Source organism: Draconibacterium mangrovi (assembly GCF_010586825.1).
GTDB lineage: Bacteria > Bacteroidota > Bacteroidia > Bacteroidales > Prolixibacteraceae > Draconibacterium > Draconibacterium mangrovi.
Genome location: NZ_JAAAGB010000001.1, coordinates 1,112,110 through 1,128,724, shown reverse-complemented (window position 1 = coordinate 1,128,724; position 16,615 = coordinate 1,112,110). Strand labels below are relative to the sequence as shown.

General features: G+C 41.3%; 13 protein-coding genes. 12 read left to right on the top strand and 1 reads right to left on the bottom strand.

Annotated elements, in window-relative coordinates:
- Nucleotides 1–23: 23 nt before the first annotated feature.
- From pstS to G4420_RS04550, 12 genes are all read left to right on the top strand, one after another.
- Nucleotides 24–1,094: a phosphate ABC transporter substrate-binding protein PstS gene (gene pstS, locus G4420_RS04605; RefSeq protein WP_163322382.1), complete on the top strand. Its 1,071-nt coding sequence runs from the start codon at nt 24–26 to the stop codon at nt 1,092–1,094.
- Nucleotides 1,095–1,179: 85 nt separating this feature from the next.
- Complete coding sequence (gene pstC, locus G4420_RS04600) at nt 1,180–2,031, top strand: phosphate ABC transporter permease subunit PstC (RefSeq protein WP_163322381.1); 852 nt, start codon at nt 1,180–1,182, stop codon at nt 2,029–2,031.
- Between the two features lies 1 nt (nt 2,032).
- Nucleotides 2,033–2,917 carry a phosphate ABC transporter permease PstA gene (gene pstA / locus G4420_RS04595; RefSeq protein WP_163322380.1) on the top strand — a complete coding sequence of 295 codons (885 nt, stop codon included), beginning with the start codon at nt 2,033–2,035 and terminating at the stop codon, nt 2,915–2,917.
- Nucleotides 2,918–2,927: 10 nt separating this feature from the next.
- Nucleotides 2,928–3,710 (top strand): phosphate ABC transporter ATP-binding protein PstB, encoded by a 783-nt coding sequence (gene pstB / locus G4420_RS04590; protein ID WP_163322379.1) that lies wholly within the window; start codon nt 2,928–2,930, stop codon nt 3,708–3,710.
- 28 nt (nt 3,711–3,738) lie between these two features.
- Entirely contained in the window at nt 3,739–4,422 is a 684-nt protein-coding gene (locus G4420_RS04585) for a phosphate signaling complex PhoU family protein (protein ID WP_045031467.1), read from the top strand.
- A 64-nt stretch (nt 4,423–4,486) separates the two neighbouring features.
- Nucleotides 4,487–5,170: a response regulator transcription factor gene (locus tag G4420_RS04580; protein WP_163322378.1), complete on the top strand. Its 684-nt coding sequence runs from the start codon at nt 4,487–4,489 to the stop codon at nt 5,168–5,170.
- A 47-nt stretch (nt 5,171–5,217) separates the two neighbouring features.
- On the top strand, nt 5,218–6,990 hold the full coding sequence (locus G4420_RS04575) for a sensor histidine kinase (RefSeq protein ID WP_163322377.1): 1,773 nt from the start codon (nt 5,218–5,220) through the stop codon (nt 6,988–6,990).
- 548 nt (nt 6,991–7,538) lie between these two features.
- Nucleotides 7,539–10,280 (top strand): TonB-dependent receptor, encoded by a 2,742-nt coding sequence (locus G4420_RS04570; RefSeq protein WP_163322376.1) that lies wholly within the window; start codon nt 7,539–7,541, stop codon nt 10,278–10,280.
- 132 nt (nt 10,281–10,412) lie between these two features.
- A complete protein-coding gene (locus tag G4420_RS04565; RefSeq protein WP_163322375.1) occupies nt 10,413–12,398 on the top strand; it encodes a hypothetical protein in 1,986 nt (661 codons plus the stop codon).
- Between the two features lie 253 nt (nt 12,399–12,651).
- Nucleotides 12,652–13,110, top strand: coding sequence for a toxin-antitoxin system YwqK family antitoxin (locus G4420_RS04560; protein WP_163322374.1), 459 nt, complete (start codon nt 12,652–12,654; stop codon nt 13,108–13,110).
- A 119-nt stretch (nt 13,111–13,229) separates the two neighbouring features.
- Nucleotides 13,230–13,583 carry a carboxypeptidase-like regulatory domain-containing protein gene (locus tag G4420_RS04555; protein ID WP_163322373.1) on the top strand — a complete coding sequence of 118 codons (354 nt, stop codon included), beginning with the start codon at nt 13,230–13,232 and terminating at the stop codon, nt 13,581–13,583.
- 213 nt (nt 13,584–13,796) lie between these two features.
- A complete protein-coding gene (locus G4420_RS04550; protein WP_163322372.1) occupies nt 13,797–14,744 on the top strand; it encodes a lipoate--protein ligase in 948 nt (315 codons plus the stop codon).
- Between the two features lie 68 nt (nt 14,745–14,812).
- On the opposite strand, the gene G4420_RS04545 is transcribed toward G4420_RS04550, so the two are convergent.
- Entirely contained in the window at nt 14,813–16,189 is a 1,377-nt protein-coding gene (locus tag G4420_RS04545) for a TrpB-like pyridoxal phosphate-dependent enzyme (protein ID WP_163322371.1), read from the bottom strand.
- Nucleotides 16,190–16,615 lie beyond the last annotated feature (426 nt).

Sequence of the window (16,615 nt, the reverse complement as noted above, 5' to 3'; positions counted from 1 at the left end):
CTGGAAATTTTAAATAAATAAAGATGAAGAATTTAGCCTTACTGGTTTTAACAGTATTTATTCTGGGAGCTTGCTCTAACTCGTCAAACAAACAAGGTGGAGAAAAAGCCGGAACTTCAAAAGTGACTTTAACAGCTGCGGGAGCTACTTTCCCGATGCCATATTATAATATGGTGTTTAAGAACTATACATCAGAATTTGGGACACTGCTTACTTATGGCGGAATCGGTTCTGGCGGAGGTATCCGCAGTTTAACCGATAAAGTGGTTGACTTTGGAGCAACCGATGCTTACTTAAGCGACGACAAACTGGCTGAAATGCCTGCTGAAGTAGTTCACATTCCAACTGTATTGGGTGCTGTTGTTATTGCTTATAACCTTCCTGGTGTTGATGGCCTTAAACTGTCGAACGAATTGCTGGAGAAAATTTTCATGGGTGAAATTACCAACTGGAACGATCCGGCAATTAAAGCCAACAACGAAGGCCTGGCTCTTCCTGATATGGAAATCACTTTCGTACATCGTTCGGATGGTAGCGGAACAACCTACATTTTCAGCGACTACATGACTAAAGTTAGCACAAAATGGGCTGATGCTGTAGGAACAGGGAAATCGTTACAATGGCCTGTTGGTATGGGTGCTAAAGGAAATCCCGGAGTAGCCGGTACCATCAGCCAAACCGAAGGAGCCATTGGTTACATCGGATCGGAATATGCTTTTGCACAGAAAATTCAAACTGCATTGGTGCAAAACAGCGCCGGTAACTACATCGAGCCATCAATTGCTTCGGTTAGTGCTGCTGCAAAAGGAGAAATTCCTGCCGATACCCGTATCATGCTGACCAATTCTGACGATCCTGAATCATACCCGATCAGCGGATTTACCTGGATCATTCTTTACAAAGAGCAAAGCTACGATGGTCGCTCAAAAGATCAGGCGCTGGCAACAGTCACTTTCCTTGATTGGCTGGTAAGTGCCGATGCACAAGGTGATGCCGAAAAGGTACACTACGCACCGCTTCCTGACCCAGCTGCCGAAAAAGCCAAAGCGATTTTGCGCTCGGTTACTTTCGACGGGCAACCATTGTTAAAATAGTTAGGTTTAGTTATAGAAAACAGATTTAATGAAACTGGGAAAGCTGCCGGCAAAGCAGTTTTCTCAGCTTCTTAAAGTCCACCAAATGAACAGCGATAAAATAACAAAAGGCGTTCTCCTGCTTTCTTCGTTCGTAATACTTTTTGTAGCCGGAGGAATGATCTTTTCATTGGTTGAAGGTGCCATTCCGGCACTGAAAAGTTTTGGGCTGAGTTTTATTTGGTCGAACAACTGGAATCCAACGGAAGGGAAAGAAAACTACGGAGCGCTTCCGTTTATTGCCGGAACAATCATTACGTCGGTAGCAGCGCTGTTGATCAGTTTACCCTTATCGTTTTCGGTTTCATTGTTTCTGGGCGAGTATTACCGCGGAACCCGAATTGCAAAAATACTGGGCACCATGGTTGATCTGCTTGCCGGAATTCCTTCAATTGTTTACGGTTTGTGGGGGTTTTATGTACTTCGCCCGTTGCTTATCGATTTGGGATTACCCAATCAGGGATTTGGAATTTTCACCGCCAGTATTATTCTGGCAATTATGATCATTCCATACGCCACGTCGCTTAGTAACGAGATTATTACCATGGTACCAAATGAGCTGAAAGAAGCAGCCTATTCGCTTGGAGCTACCCGCTCGGAAGTGATCTTTAATGTGGTTGTACCATCGGCACGATCGGGAATTATCGCCGGTTACATTCTGTCTTTCGGACGTGCATTGGGCGAAACCATGGCAGTAACCATGTTAATTGGTAACGCCAATATCGTCCCCGATGGATTTTTCAGCACCGGAAACACAATGGCTTCGGTAATTGCCAACCAGTTTGGCGAAGCCGATGGATTAAAGCTCAGTTCTCTGATTGCGATAGGTTTGTTGTTATTCCTGCTAACAGGTATAATAAATGCCATTGGTAAGTTCATTATAAAACGAATGGGATAACATGAATGCTGCAGCAAAAATAACAGCGGCCAACCTCAGCCGAAGAACTTTGAAAGACAAGCTTTTCAAAGGACTGGTGCTCTTTTTATCGCTGATAACCATTTCGCCGATTGTATTGATTATTTACAAATTGGTGGCAAAGGGTTATCGTCAGATCAGCCTGGATTTTATTATCAAAACGCCACCAAACACTTTTGAGGCAATGACTGCACTGAGCAATGGCGAGTTAATTCCCGGAGGTATTGCAAACGGAATTACCGGAACCTTGTTAATGGTGGTTCTGGCTTCGGTTATTGCCATTCCGGTTGGTGTAATTACAGGCATTTACCTGTACGAGAATCCGGGTAAACCACTGGCAAATCTTACCCGAAGTATTTCGGATATTTTGCAGGGAGTTCCTTCTATCGTACTGGGGCTTATTGCTTACATGTGGATCGTAAAACCCATTACCAGCGGTTTTTCAGCACTGGCAGGAAGTGTATCCTTGTCGATTATGATGTTGCCAATGATTGTACGCTCAACGGAGGAAACGCTGAAAATGATTCCTCAATCGATAAAAGAAGCAGCTGTAGCATTGGGGGTACCTTATTACAAAGTAATTCTGCGCGTGCTTATTCCAACCGGATTTAGCGGTTTGCTAACTGGTATTCTGTTGGGGATTTCGCGTATTCTTGGAGAAACAGCACCATTAATGCTTACAGCACTCGGTAGCTCAGTCATTAATTTGGACATTACCAAACCAACAAGTGCAATTCCATTGTTAATATGGGAGTTTTACAACGACCCGAATATGGTTGACCTGATTTGGAGCTCTTCGTTATTACTGATGGGAATGGTACTGACCCTGAACCTGGTATCGAAACGAATAGCTGCCCGAACGAAATAGAAATAGAAGAATGAAAGAAGATAGTGTAAATATAAAAGATCCTGTACTTTCTATCCGCAATCTATCGGTTGCGTACGATAAGGGGAATTATGCTGTAAAGGACGTTTCGGCCGATATTAAACGAAACGCGGTAACAGCAATAATGGGCCCGTCGGGATGTGGAAAAAGTACCATGTTACGTGCCATTAACCGCATGCACGAGTTGTACGAAAACATCGAAACAAAAGGATCGCTTATTTTAAACGGCAAAGATATTACCGACATGCCAACCATTCAATTACGTCGTATGGCCGGTATGGTATTTCAACGTCCGAATCCGTTTCCGACATTGAGCATTTACGACAACGTAATTGCCGGCTATAAATTAAACGGCATTCGTTTAAAGAAAAAAGAACGCGATGAGGTGGTTGAACGTTCATTACGCGATGTTACACTTTGGGACGAGGTAAAAGATACCTTGCACAGAAAAGGAACATTTCTATCGGGTGGTCAGCAGCAACGCCTTTGTATTGCGAGGGCGCTGGCGTTTGATCCGGAAGTGATTTTACTCGACGAACCAACCTCCGCACTCGATCCTGTGGCAACTTCAAAAATTGAAGACCTGCTGGTAAAGTTAAAAGAGAATTATTCGATTCTGATGGTGACACACAACATGTCGCAGGCAGCACGAATCTCTGATTATTCAATGTTTATGTACCTTGGTGAATTGGTTGAATATGGTAAAACAAAAGATATGTTTACCAACCCCAAAGACCGTCGTACAGAAGAATACCTGACCGGGAAGTTCGGTTAATTTTTAACTTCATTAAAATTCTACAGTTATGACTTTAAAGAAGGATGATGCCATAAAAGCGATAATGAGCGATTTTGAAGAGTTTGCCAACCTGGTGCTTCACCAGCTTGATTTGTTGGAAACGCTCATTTCAACCGGCGAAACAAAATTTCCGAAGGAAAAAAGCAAAGAGTTGTACGACAACGAGAATACGCTGGATAAGATGGAAGTTAAAATCAGCGACAAGATCATTAATACCATCACTTTATACCAGCCGGTGGCTTCCGATATCCGGAAAATTATGGCTTGTTATCGTATTATTATGAGTCTTGAGCGGGTAGGTGATATGGTAATTAATGTACTGAATTTTGTTGAAAGCATTAAAACCCCCGAAGTGTACACCAAACTTTCTGAAGTGGTTTCAAACATGCTTATTCAAAGTTCCAATATGGTTAACAAATCGTTGCTGGCATTTACCAACGATGATAAGGATTATGCCATCTGGACGATAAAAAACGATGCTGTTGTTGATGAGCTCAATAAAAAAATGTTGAAAAAGGCCATTAAAAAAAGTGTGTCCTCAAACGAAGATAAAGAACTACTGATGAGTTTCATTAATATGAACAGTATGGTTAGCACCATCGAACGTATTGCTGATCAGGCCACAAACATCGCAGAGGCGGCTATTTATTCCATCGAAGGCAAGGATATACGACATAAAGACCTGAAGTAAGCTTGTTTTTATGAAGGATAATGTATTTTTAGTATCCTGAATGTTAGAGTGAAAATTAATTATCATGGGATCAAATCCGAAAATATTAGTAGTTGACGACGAAAAAGATTTATGTGAAATTTTAGAGTTCAACTTGTCAAGCGAAGGTTTCGAAACATCAGTGGCACACTCGGCCGAGCAGGCACTAAAACTGCCGCTGGAGGAATTCGACCTGATTTTGCTTGATGTGATGATGGGAGAAATGTCGGGGTACAAAATGGCCGATAAGATAAGAAGGGAAATGCAGCTTACTCTGCCCATTATTTTTATGACCGCCAAAACCGCCGAAAACGATATCCTAACGGGGTTTAACGTGGGTGGCGACGATTACATCTCAAAACCATTTTCGATTAAAGAAATGGTGGCACGTATTAAAGCCGTGCTGAAACGTGGACACCAAAACATAAAACAAAGCAAGGTTTATAAGGTGGAAAGCCTTGAGGTGGATGCTAACAGTAAAACCGTGCAGATTGATGACGAGCCCGTTAGTCTTACCCGTAAGGAATTTGAAATAATTACACTCTTGCTAAAACACCAGGGGCAATACATTGGCAGAGATGAAATACTCGACCGGGTTTGGAACGACGATGTTATTGTTACCGAGCGAAACGTGGATGTAAACATTGCACGACTCCGGAAAAAGATTGGCAAATACGGTCAATATATAAAAGGAAAATCAGGTTATGGTTATGCGTTTAAGCAGCCATAGATCCGATAGTAAACAGTTCAGAATAAAAATAATTAAAACAATACAAGGTGCCGATTCAGCAGACATTCAGACGGAAAATCTTTTACTACTTTATTGCAGTATTTTTACTGTTTACAGTAGCAATATTGTTGTTTCAGTTGCAGCGAGAGAAAAACTACAAAACGTCGCAGCTCGAAAATACATTGCGCAATGTTACCGAGGTAGCCCACAACTACATCGAACATTACAACTTAATGGAAACGCAAAACTTTAGCAGTGCAGATACTTTAAAAGTTCTCATTCCGCAAGACAACATTCGCCTGACCATTATCGACAGGAGAGGGATTGTTTTGTACGACAGTTTTGTGTACGAATACAAAAAAATGGAGAACCATTTCGAGCGTCCCGAAGTGCAAAAAGCATTGTTCGGTGGCGAGGGAGCCAATATTCGTCACTCGGCAACCACCGGAACCGACTTTTATTACTATGCCCGAAGTTACGACGACTATTTTGTGCGGGCTGCCATGGTGTACGACGTAAACGTGGAGAACTTCCTGAAAGCCGAGCGTTTATTCATCTTTTTTATCATCGCCATTTTCCTGGTAATCTGGTTGGTGATTAATGAGCTTACAAAACGTCTTTCCATATCAATTACCAAACTGAAGGATTTTGCGATAAAAGCCGGTAAAAATGAGCCAATCAACGAAGAAGAAGGCAAGTTTCCTGATAACGAGTTGGGTGAAATTGGTTCGCAGATTGTAAAAATCTACAATAACCTGCACGAGGCCAACAATTCAATTGCGCTGGAAAAAGACCGCCTGGCCAATCACATGAACATTCTGAATGAAGGCATAGGATTTTTTACGCCGCAAAAGAAGAAGATGCTGGTGAACAGTAACTTCATTCAGTTTGTAAGTATCATTTCTGATACAATGACCATTTCGGCAGAAAACTTTTTTACCATTCCGGAGTTTGAAAAGATCAACAAATTTTTGGAAAAAAATCTGCACAAAGACACTGAGTTCCAAAGTAACGAGTTGCCACAAATCGAGTTTACGATTCACAAAGACGACAGTTATTTTAAACTGATGTGTATTGTGTTTGCCGATAAAAGTTTCGAGATTCTGATTACCGATATTACCCGGCCCGAAAAACGTCGCCTGCTAAAACAGCAGTTAACTTCGAACATTGCACACGAATTAAAAACACCGCTGGCTTCAATAAAAGGATACATTGAAACGCTGATGTCGAATCCGAATATCGACAAGGAGAAACAGCAATACTTTATCGAAAGAGCCAGTAAACAGGCCGAAAGATTACATCTGCTGTTAAACGATATCTCGTTGTTGAATAATATTGAGGATGCCGGCGAATTGTTCGAGATTAAACCGGTTTATATCAAAAACATTGTTTCGGATGTGGTGGAGAACCTCGAGAGCAGAATGGCTGCCAAAAACATGAAGTGTAAACTGGATATTGACAAAGATGTGGTGGTAAACGGAAACGATTCGCTGCTCTCATCGGTATTCCAGAACCTTTTGGAAAACTCCATCAATTATGCCGGAGAGAATGTGAAAATTGAAATTCGGAATTACCTGGAAGATACCAAATTCCATTATTTCAGTTATTCGGATACCGGTAGAGGAATTCCGGAGGAACATCTTAACCGTATTTTTGAACGTTTCTACCGTATTGATTCAGGACGTACCCGCGAATTGGGCGGAACAGGACTGGGACTGTCGATTGTTAGAAATGCGATCCAGCTGCATAAAGGAAATATCTCGGCCCGCAATAAACCCGAAGGAGGTATTGAGTTCCTGTTCTCGCTGGCAAAACAGTAAATTCGAGAGAATATATAAACGCCAAAATTGATAAATTGAAGGCTTTCGGTAGTTCCGGAGGCCTTTTTTATTGAAACCCCGGGCTATTCCGGAACACACTTTCATGGCTTTTTATTAAGAGCCCCAACGGGACGACAGACATTAACCCGGTGTGACTGACGCCAGTCAGGAAGCGCCGGGTAGAAGAATGATAAAGATCTCGTCCGGCGAAGAAAGTTGGATAGAAATCGTTCGTACTCCCGGACGAAAATGAAATGGGACCATCAAGGGAGAGAGGGTAATTAAGCAACAGATTATCCACTTCCATTCCAGTGTTGAAGCCCAAAATCATGTATGCTTTGTTCTCAAAATGCAAGAGAATACCGATGATTAAGATTCGAAATCACTTATTGCAATAACATTTCACCTTTCCCCCGATAATTACAAAACCGTTAAAACAATGTAATATAAGTTTAAATAGTCTTTAATTCGCCTGTAACATATATCGGGTTGCTTTGCCTGTATAAATTCTATGAGTTTATAAATAAACACTGCAACTTTTAAAATATATGAAACGTTTTTTTATTAGCATTCTATTGCTAATTCAGGTAATGGTAGTTACAGCTCAAACAGGAACAATTAAAGGAACTGTAACCGACGCCAAAACAAAAGAGGCCCTGATCGGGACCACTGTCTTAATCAAAGGAACAACACAAGGAACAATTACCGATTTCGATGGAAATTACGTAATACCAAATGTAGCAGTTGGTAGTCATACTATCGCTGTTTCTTTTATTTCGTACGATACACAGGAATTTCAGGTTGAAGTAAAACCAGACAATAACGTTGAATTAAATGTAGCGTTATTGCCGGCAACACTCGAAATTGAAGGAGTTCAGGTGGTCGCAAAAGCCAAGCGCGAATCGGAAGCCATGTTGCTTATCGATCAGAAAAATGCCTCGGGTATTAAAGAGAGTATCGGATCGAAACGGATGTCGAGCCTCGGAGTTTCTGATGCGGCTACGGCTACATCAAAAATTACCGGTGTAACCAAAAACGAAGGTAGCGGCGATATTTACATCCGTGGTTTGGGCGACCGCTATTTAACTACAACGATGAACGGATTGCCAATTCCGTCGGATGATGTGGAAAAGAAAAACATCAATCTGAACCTGTTCTCAACAGATATTATCGGCAATGTGGGAATCAACAAAACCTTTTCGGTTGACACTTACGGCGACCAGTCGTCGGGAGCTGTAAATATCGGGTCGAAAACCTATTCTGAAGATATTGAATTGGAAGTTTCGACCGGAACATCAACCAATATTATTAAAGATGGAACATTCGGCGATTTTAAAGCCACTCAAAATATCAACGATGTAAATTTATTTGGTGGTTACAGCCGAACTCATGCAACTGGCGACGCTTTAAAATACCAAAGCTGGAACACCGAGGATCAGAAATTTCCGTTAAACCGCGGCCTATCGTTAATGGGAGGTAAAAAGTTCGAGTTGTTTGATAACGATTTCTCGGTATTTGCTACACTTTCTCACTCAAACGATTTTGAATACCGCACCGGTACTTACCGCAAATACCGCTCGAATGTATTGGATAACTCGTTTACCGATGCCGAAACATTTCAAACCGAATTCAACACCACCGGTTTGCTAAACCTGGCTTACGATATTAATACAAAGCATTCGTTGAATTTCAACAGCATGGTAATTTTCAAAACGGTTGATGAGTTGTACGAACAAGGTAGAAATGGAGAAGGTTACGCCTACGACCAGTTGCCGCAACAAGAGGCTGCCTTTACCCGCGACCAGAACCTGAAAGAAACGCAGATTATAATTAACCAGTTACTCGGAACACACGAAATTACCGATATCAACCGCCTGGAGTGGGCAGCTGGTTACAACATGGTTGACGCCGACGAGCCGAACCGTATTCACAACGAAGTAAATATGCTGGATGAAAATACAGTTGGTTTTGCTTATGTAGGCGACTTCCAGCAAAAGAAGTCGATGCAAACCATTAGCGACGACGAACTGAATGGTTACCTGAAAGACAACATCACTTTTATTGATGAAGATGATAAAACACTGAAACTGAATTTTGGTGGAAACTTCCGGATGAAAGGACGTGATTTCTATTCGCTGCCTTACGGCGTTCGCGCTAAAAACGTAACAGTACAGTCAATCGACAACATGGATGAGGCATTCCTGAATCTTGACTTGTATGATAGCGGAGACTTGAGAATTCGCGAAGTAGATCCTGATTATTACGATGCAACATTGAATGTATACGCCGGATTTCTGAACGTTGATTTCGGAAAGGATAAATTCAGCGGTAATGTTGGAGTACGTTACGAGCGCGATGATTTGGAGGTGAACTGGAATGTAACCAACTATGTAGGCAGAGTTGGCAGCCTTAAAGAATCGTACGATAATATTTTGCCTGCGTTGGTTTTGAAATACCAGGCTAACGACAAACACTCGCTGCGTTTAGTAGCCAGTAAAACAATTACACTTCCTGAGTTTAAGGAATTAGCGCCCTTTGAATATGTTTCCCCAACCGGCCGTGTAACAAAAGGTAATCCCGACCTGATAAAGTCCGACAATTATAACTTCGACCTGAAATGGGAATTTTTCCCTGATCGTGGCGAGTTATTCTCGGTTACCGGTTTTTACAAAATGATCAACGATCCGATCAACATGGCCCAAACGCGCGGATCGTCGGGTAACTTTTACTTTGCCAACACGGGCGAACGTGCCGACGTTTACGGAGTGGAAGCTGAAGCTCGCTTCGATATCATTAAAGCAGAAACTACCGGAACACCGGATTTGAACATGACACTGAACGCTACTAAAATGTGGCACAATCAGGATTTGTACGATATTTTCCAATACAACAGTAAAACCGAAACCGAATTACAGGGAGCAGCCGGATTTATTTTTAACGGTGCTTTAAGTTATTCAACCAATACTGATAATGAGTTTCAGGCCACTTTAACCGGTAATTATTCATCAGATAAAATTCTGGCACTGGGTGCACCTGAAGACTTCGTAAACAGCGCCACCCTGTTCAACAACGAAATTATAGAAAAGGGATTTACAACAGTTGACCTGGTAGTGAGCAAGGTTATTAATCAAACATTCTCACTAAAATTTTCAGCCAAGAACCTGTTAAATCCTGAAATAGAGCAAACTCAGGAGATAAAGCCCTTGTCGGGCGAGGCCTTCACCGACGTGGTTAACTCTTACAAAAAAGGTATCAACCTAAGTTTAAGTCTCAAAATAAATCTGAAATGAGCGAGATAATTAATTCAAGCCAATTGCATGATGAATGAGGTTAGCGAATTACATATGATGCCTTTAAAAACAAGCTATATGAATCATATGAATTAAAAAATTAGTGGAACGTATAATTTAAACGATTTTAAAATGAAAAAATTAACAATCAAATTTTTAGGTCTTGCTTTTTTAGCAACAGCAGTATTTGTGAGCTGTGACGACGATGATCCGATTAACCCTGATCCGGTAGTTGACGAGGTAATCGAAAATCTTAACAATGGTATTATGGATGGAACGCTTGAAGAGGACTACACACTTAGTGCAAGTGTGTCGTACAATCTGAGTGGTTCTTTTATTGTGGCCGATGGTGCAACACTTACTATTCCAGCCGGAACTAACATTGTTGCCGAAGCAGGTGGTACCGATGTTTACCTTGCTGTATTAATGGGTGGTAAAATCGAAATCAACGGTACTGCAAGCAGCCCTGTTATAATGTCTTCACCTAATGCAAATCCTGGCGACTGGGGTGGTTTAACCATTTGTGGTAAAGCAACAACTACTGCCGGAGCAAATTCAGAAGCTGAAGTAGGTGGTTTTATCTACGGTGGCGACGATGATTCGGATAATTCAGGAACAGTTACTTACCTGGTAATAAAAGGAACCGGTGCCCAAATCAATGAAGAATCACAATATAATGGTGTTTCTTGTTATGCACTCGGTTCAGGAACAACAATGAATAACATTGCTGTAATCAATGGTTCTGATGATGGTATCGAATTCTTCGGTGGAACTGTTTCAGTAACAAACATGTTCCTGCAAAACAACGAAGACGACGCGATCGACTGGACAGAAGGTTGGAGCGGAACAGTAAACAACGCTTACGTTGAGCACAGTATCGAAGGTTTTTCAACTGTAATCGAAGGCGATAAAGACAATAACAATCCAAAAATCAACAACCTTACAGCTGTTTCAACTACCGGCGGTACTGCTTTGCAGTTCAAAAAAGAGTCTGGAATGACGATCACCGGTTTGTCGTTAAGTGGTTACACAAAAACTATCGATATGAAAGACGATGGTCCGCTGGAGAATGTAATCATTGATGGCGAAATTGCTGATCCGACAAAATCTTACAATGCTCCTGCAACTGTTGATCCTACTGAATGGACATGGATTGATGCAGAATTGGCAGAGGTTGTAGAGTTGAATGGAAACGTTGAATCAGATGTTACCCTGGATGCAAGTAAAACTTACCGTTTAACCGGTTCGTACATCATTCAGGATGGTGCTTCGCTGACGATTCCTGCAGGAACAAAAATTCACGCTGACAACGGTGGTACAGATGTTTACATTGCAGTATTGATGGGAGGTCAAATCTTTATTAACGGAGAAAATGACAATCCGGTTGTAATTGCTTCTGACCTTAGCCAACCGGGCGACTGGGGTGGTTTAACTATCTGTGGAAAAGCAACAACTACAGCCGGTGTAAATGCTGAAGCAGAAGTTGGCGGATTTATCTATGGAGGAACCGACGATACTGACAATTCAGGATCTGTTACCAACCTGGTAATTCGCGGAACCGGTGCTCAAATCAACGAAGAATCACAATACAACGGTGTTTCATTGTACTCTGTTGGATCGGGAACAACTTTCGAAAACCTTGCAATTTTTGATGGTTCTGATGATGGAATCGAATTCTTTGGCGGTACTGCAACAGTTACAAATATTTACGTAGAAAACTGTGAAGATGATGCTATCGACTGGACTGAAGGTTGGAGTGGCGGAATTACCAACACATACATCTCTCACACTATCGCAGGTTTCTCAACAGTTTTCGAAGGTGATAAAGTAAATAACAATCCGATATTTACTAACGTAACTGCTATTTCAACTGTTGGCGGAACAGGACTACAGCTCAAAAAAGAATCAGGAGCTACAATTACAAGCTTGCACCTGACTGGATACGATGTTGATCTTGACCTGAAAGGTGAAGGCGCATTATCGGATGTACAGATTGATGGTTCTGATGCGGTTGGTACTGTAATTGATGCAGACGCCAAAACTTACACCTTAACTTCAGGAAAAGATTCTGATCCTATCGACATCTCAGGATGGACATGGATCAGCGCTGAATTATAAGATCTTGTTAATGTATTTAAACTACAATCAAAAGAGGTTATATAAAGCATTTAAAATGCAGTGTTTATTAAAGTCGGTCTAAAAACCGATTTTAAAAGCTCCGGATTTAGTCCGGGGCTTTCCTCTTTTTGAGTTCACATAAATTAGAATGAAACGACCATGAATTTTAGCATTCTAAATTACACAAACGAGAATGACTAAAATTCATCGAGAGTTACATCTGTTACCATAACAGATTAACAATTTTAAACAGATGAAGAAATTATTGGTTTTAGTTGGATTTTTGGCTTTGATAACCACTGCATCGAAAGCGCAAAAAATTGAAGAAATTGATGGAATTTATTACAAAAATTCCAAAAAGTACACCGGAACTTACCAAGGCTATTACGACGATAATACGCTGCAAAGCGAGGTGAAAATAAAGAATGGCGAGAAACACGGAAAAGCAACCATTTACTTTAAAAACGGGCATGTTAACGAAATACGTTCGTACAAACACAACCAGATGCATGGCAAATGGGTGATGTATAACGAGCACGGAATTAAGGTGTCGGTTGCACGTTACAAAAACGGGAAAAAACATGCTAAATGGGTGATTTGGAACGACTACGGACATTTGTTGTATGAACTGGAATATGACAATGGCGAAAAAACCGGAGTCTGGAAGAAATACGATGAGCAGGGAAACCTGATTAGTGAGCGAAAATACTAATTGTTTGGCTGCACAAAATAAAAACGGATTTAATTAAACTGTAATAGAAGTGTAACTACTCCGTAATTGTCATCCTGTATTTTTGTACTACAAGATCGACAAAACAAAAAATGAATATTATGAAAAAGGTACTAATAGCAGCATTACTGGTTATTTCAGTTTTAGCGGTAAATGCAAAAGAAGACGATAACAAATCGAAAAGTACTGATACCGAAAGCCAGGCAACAATGATGATTTCAGGTTCTATTGCCGACGAATTATCAGGGGAGTCGCTTGTAGGTGTTGAAGTAAAGTTGGAAGGAACCGACATGAAAGCTTACACCGATTTTGATGGAAATTTCTCGTTTGCAGGTGTTAAGCCGGGAGAATATAAAATTGTTACAACTTACATTTCGTACGAGAAAAAATCGGAAGTTGTAAATGTAGAAGCTAACAAAGACAATATTAAAATAAAGCTGCAATCTTCGAACTGAAGGTTGTGGTAACTTAAGATTGAATCCGCCTCTGAGAGCAGAGGCGGTTTTTGTCATTTTAATATTTACCGGAAACAGAGTGTTAAGTTAAACCCGTGAATTAGCAATATGCTAACTATATACCATCCGTCGATTGACGGGTGGTTTTTTTATGCTCAAATGTTACATTTTGTAACTTACATTTTGTAACTCGCAAAATGTAAAAATTTGATTATGCTTTGTATCGTACTTAAAAACAACAATCCTTTTTACTGCCTGGCTACTGAAGAGTACCTGCTAAAAAATTTCGACGACGATATTTTTATGCTTTGGCAAAGCGATAAAACCGTTGTGGTTGGTAAACACCAAAACGCGCTGGGCGAAGTAAATTACCGCTACGTACGTGAGAATAATATTACTGTAGCGCGTCGTATTTCGGGTGGCGGCACTGTTTATCACGATGCGGGAAATGTAAATTTTGCCTTTATTAAAAATGTAAAAAGTCCGGCAGAGATTTCGTTTAAACAGTTTACCGAACCGGTGGTTGAAGCGCTGGCTCAGCTGGATATTGAAGCCACAACATCGGGCAGAAATGATTTGCTGATTGAAGGCTTGAAAATTTCAGGCAATGCAGAGCATGTTTTTAAAAACCGGGTGTTGCATCATGGTACTTTGTTATTTAACTCCGATCTGGAAAACCTGGGAAATAGTATAAAAGTTATCCCCGGGAAATACACAAGTAAAGCGGTGCAGTCGAACCGAAGCAAGGTGGCCAATATTTCTCCGTTCCTGAAAAACGAAATGGATATTGAGGCATTTATCGATTTCCTTATTGACTTGCAATTGAAAAAAGATGGTGCTGAGAGTTATACGATTTCTGCACATGATGAGGAAGCCATAAAAAAGCTGGTTGACGAAAAATTTACAACCTGGGACTGGCGTTGGGGCTACTCACCAAAATACACGTTTACCAATAAGGCGGAAATAGATGGCCGGACACTGGAAATCTATCTCGAAGTAAAAAAAGGTCATATTGAGAATGCAAATCTTCAAGGCAACTATTTTGTTGAACCTTACACCACTGAGTTATCAGCATTGCTAGTGGGGAAACAACATTTTTACGAGGATATTCGCGACGTTTTAAAATCGGATAATGAAGAATTGATTTACGCTTTCTTCTAAAAAAAAGAAAAAAAAGCGCACTACAAAACTGCAGTGCGCTATTCTAATATTCTAATCTTCCAATATTCCTATTTCGGCAAAGGGTATCCTTCCAATTTTTTTAGGTTAGCTGCAATTTCCGATTCCGGGTATTCGTAATCGTGCAATTCACCACCTAAGTATTTATTGTACCCAACAAGGTCCATCAAACCATGTCCACTAAAGTTGAACAGAATGGTTTTTTCTTTTCCTTCTTCCTTGGCTTTTTTAGCTTCGCGGATGGTAGCAGCAATGGCGTGGGTTGTTTCCGGTGCAGGAATAATACCTTCAGTTTTGGCGAATAATAAACCGGCCTCGAAACATTCGCTTTGGTGAACAGCCACCGCTTCCATTAACCCATCTCTTAACGCAGCACTTACCAGCGGAGCCATTCCGTGATAACGCAAACCACCGGCGTGGATTGGTGCCGGAACAAAGTTGTGTCCCAGGCTGTTCATCGCCAAAAGCGGTGTCATTTGTGCCACATCGCCGTTATCGTAAATAAACGGAGCTTTAGTTAAAGTTGGGCAGCTGAATGGTTCGGCTCCGATAATCTGGATGTCAGCACCATGAATTTTATCGTACATAAACGGGAACGAAAGACCAGCGAAGTTACTTCCGCCGCCACAGCAGCCAATAACCACATCAGGGTTTTTAATACCCACTTTTGCCAGCTGTTTTTTGGCTTCCAAACCAATGATAGTTTGGTGCAACATTACGTGGTTCAACACCGATCCCAATGAGTAACGAGTGCCGCCTGTTGGATCGGCAACAGCAGCTTCAACAGCTTCTGAAATGGCAATTCCTAAACTTCCCGGGGTATCAGGAAACTGTGCTAAAATATCGCGGCCGGCTTGTGTTTCTGTGCTCGGGCTGGCAATACATTTTCCGCCCCAGGTTTCCATCATCATCTTGCGGAAAGGCTTCTGATCGAAACTTACACGAACCATAAAAACTTTACACTCGATACCGCCAATTTGAGCACAGGCATACGATAGGGCAGAACCCCACTGTCCGGCACCGGTTTCAGTGGTTAGTTTTTTAATACCAAACTCTTTGTTGTACCATGCTTGCGCCACAGCCGTATTGGGTTTATGACTACCGGCCGGCGATACACCTTCGTTTTTGTAATAGATCTTTGCCGGAGTTCCCAGCGCTTCTTCCAGTTCGTAAGCACGAATTAAGGGACTTGGCCGCCATTGTACCAGAATTTCACGAATTCCTTCAGGAATATCGATCCAGCGCTCCTGGCTAACTTCCTGCTCGATCAGGTTCATCGGGAAAACCGGGGCCAGCATTTCAGGACCCACTGGATTTCCATCCGGGCCAAGTGGTGGGTTCAACGGCGATGGGAGATCGGGAGCCAGGTTGTACCATTGTTTGGGCATCTCCGATTCATCAAGCAAAATCTTCTTTTGTCTAGTCATGATTTGTTATTTTATTGGTTTATGTATGCAGTTAAGAGATTCCTCACTACGTTTGGAATGACAAGCTTATTTAGGAGCGGGGAGTTTTGCAGGCGGAATACAGCCTGCAAAACTCCCAAAACACAATACAAAGTGTCATTCCGAGCAAAGCGAGGAATCTTTTCCTATTTTGCTATCAATTCAAAACACAAAAAGGGACTTGCCCTACGAATACGACAAATCCCTTTTCAGTTTATAACAGAAAAAATAAGCAGCGTCCCGTGTTTCCATTTTCACGTTACGCCAGTGCCATTCTTTTCCGTATATGTTATTCATGTACATCTATTTATATCAACAGTACGTAAAGCTAATTAATATTTTTTTCTGAAAAAATATTTCAGATTCTTTAACGCTTGGCAAACATGTGGATATGAATTGATATTCGAT

Coding starts and splice junctions, on each gene's coding strand:
- G4420_RS04565 (WP_163322375.1), top strand. CDS start 10,413: ATGAAAAAATTAACAATCAAATTTTTAGGTCTTGCTTTTTTAGCAACA.
- G4420_RS04580 (WP_163322378.1), top strand. CDS start 4,487: ATGGGATCAAATCCGAAAATATTAGTAGTTGACGACGAAAAAGATTTA.
- G4420_RS04550 (WP_163322372.1), top strand. CDS start 13,797: ATGCTTTGTATCGTACTTAAAAACAACAATCCTTTTTACTGCCTGGCT.
- pstA (WP_163322380.1), top strand. CDS start 2,033: ATGAATGCTGCAGCAAAAATAACAGCGGCCAACCTCAGCCGAAGAACT.
- pstC (WP_163322381.1), top strand. CDS start 1,180: ATGAACAGCGATAAAATAACAAAAGGCGTTCTCCTGCTTTCTTCGTTC.
- G4420_RS04585 (WP_045031467.1), top strand. CDS start 3,739: ATGACTTTAAAGAAGGATGATGCCATAAAAGCGATAATGAGCGATTTT.
- G4420_RS04555 (WP_163322373.1), top strand. CDS start 13,230: ATGAAAAAGGTACTAATAGCAGCATTACTGGTTATTTCAGTTTTAGCG.
- pstB (WP_163322379.1), top strand. CDS start 2,928: ATGAAAGAAGATAGTGTAAATATAAAAGATCCTGTACTTTCTATCCGC.
- G4420_RS04545 (WP_163322371.1), bottom strand. CDS start 16,189: ATGACTAGACAAAAGAAGATTTTGCTTGATGAATCGGAGATGCCCAAA.
- G4420_RS04570 (WP_163322376.1), top strand. CDS start 7,539: ATGAAACGTTTTTTTATTAGCATTCTATTGCTAATTCAGGTAATGGTA.
- pstS (WP_163322382.1), top strand. CDS start 24: ATGAAGAATTTAGCCTTACTGGTTTTAACAGTATTTATTCTGGGAGCT.
- G4420_RS04560 (WP_163322374.1), top strand. CDS start 12,652: ATGAAGAAATTATTGGTTTTAGTTGGATTTTTGGCTTTGATAACCACT.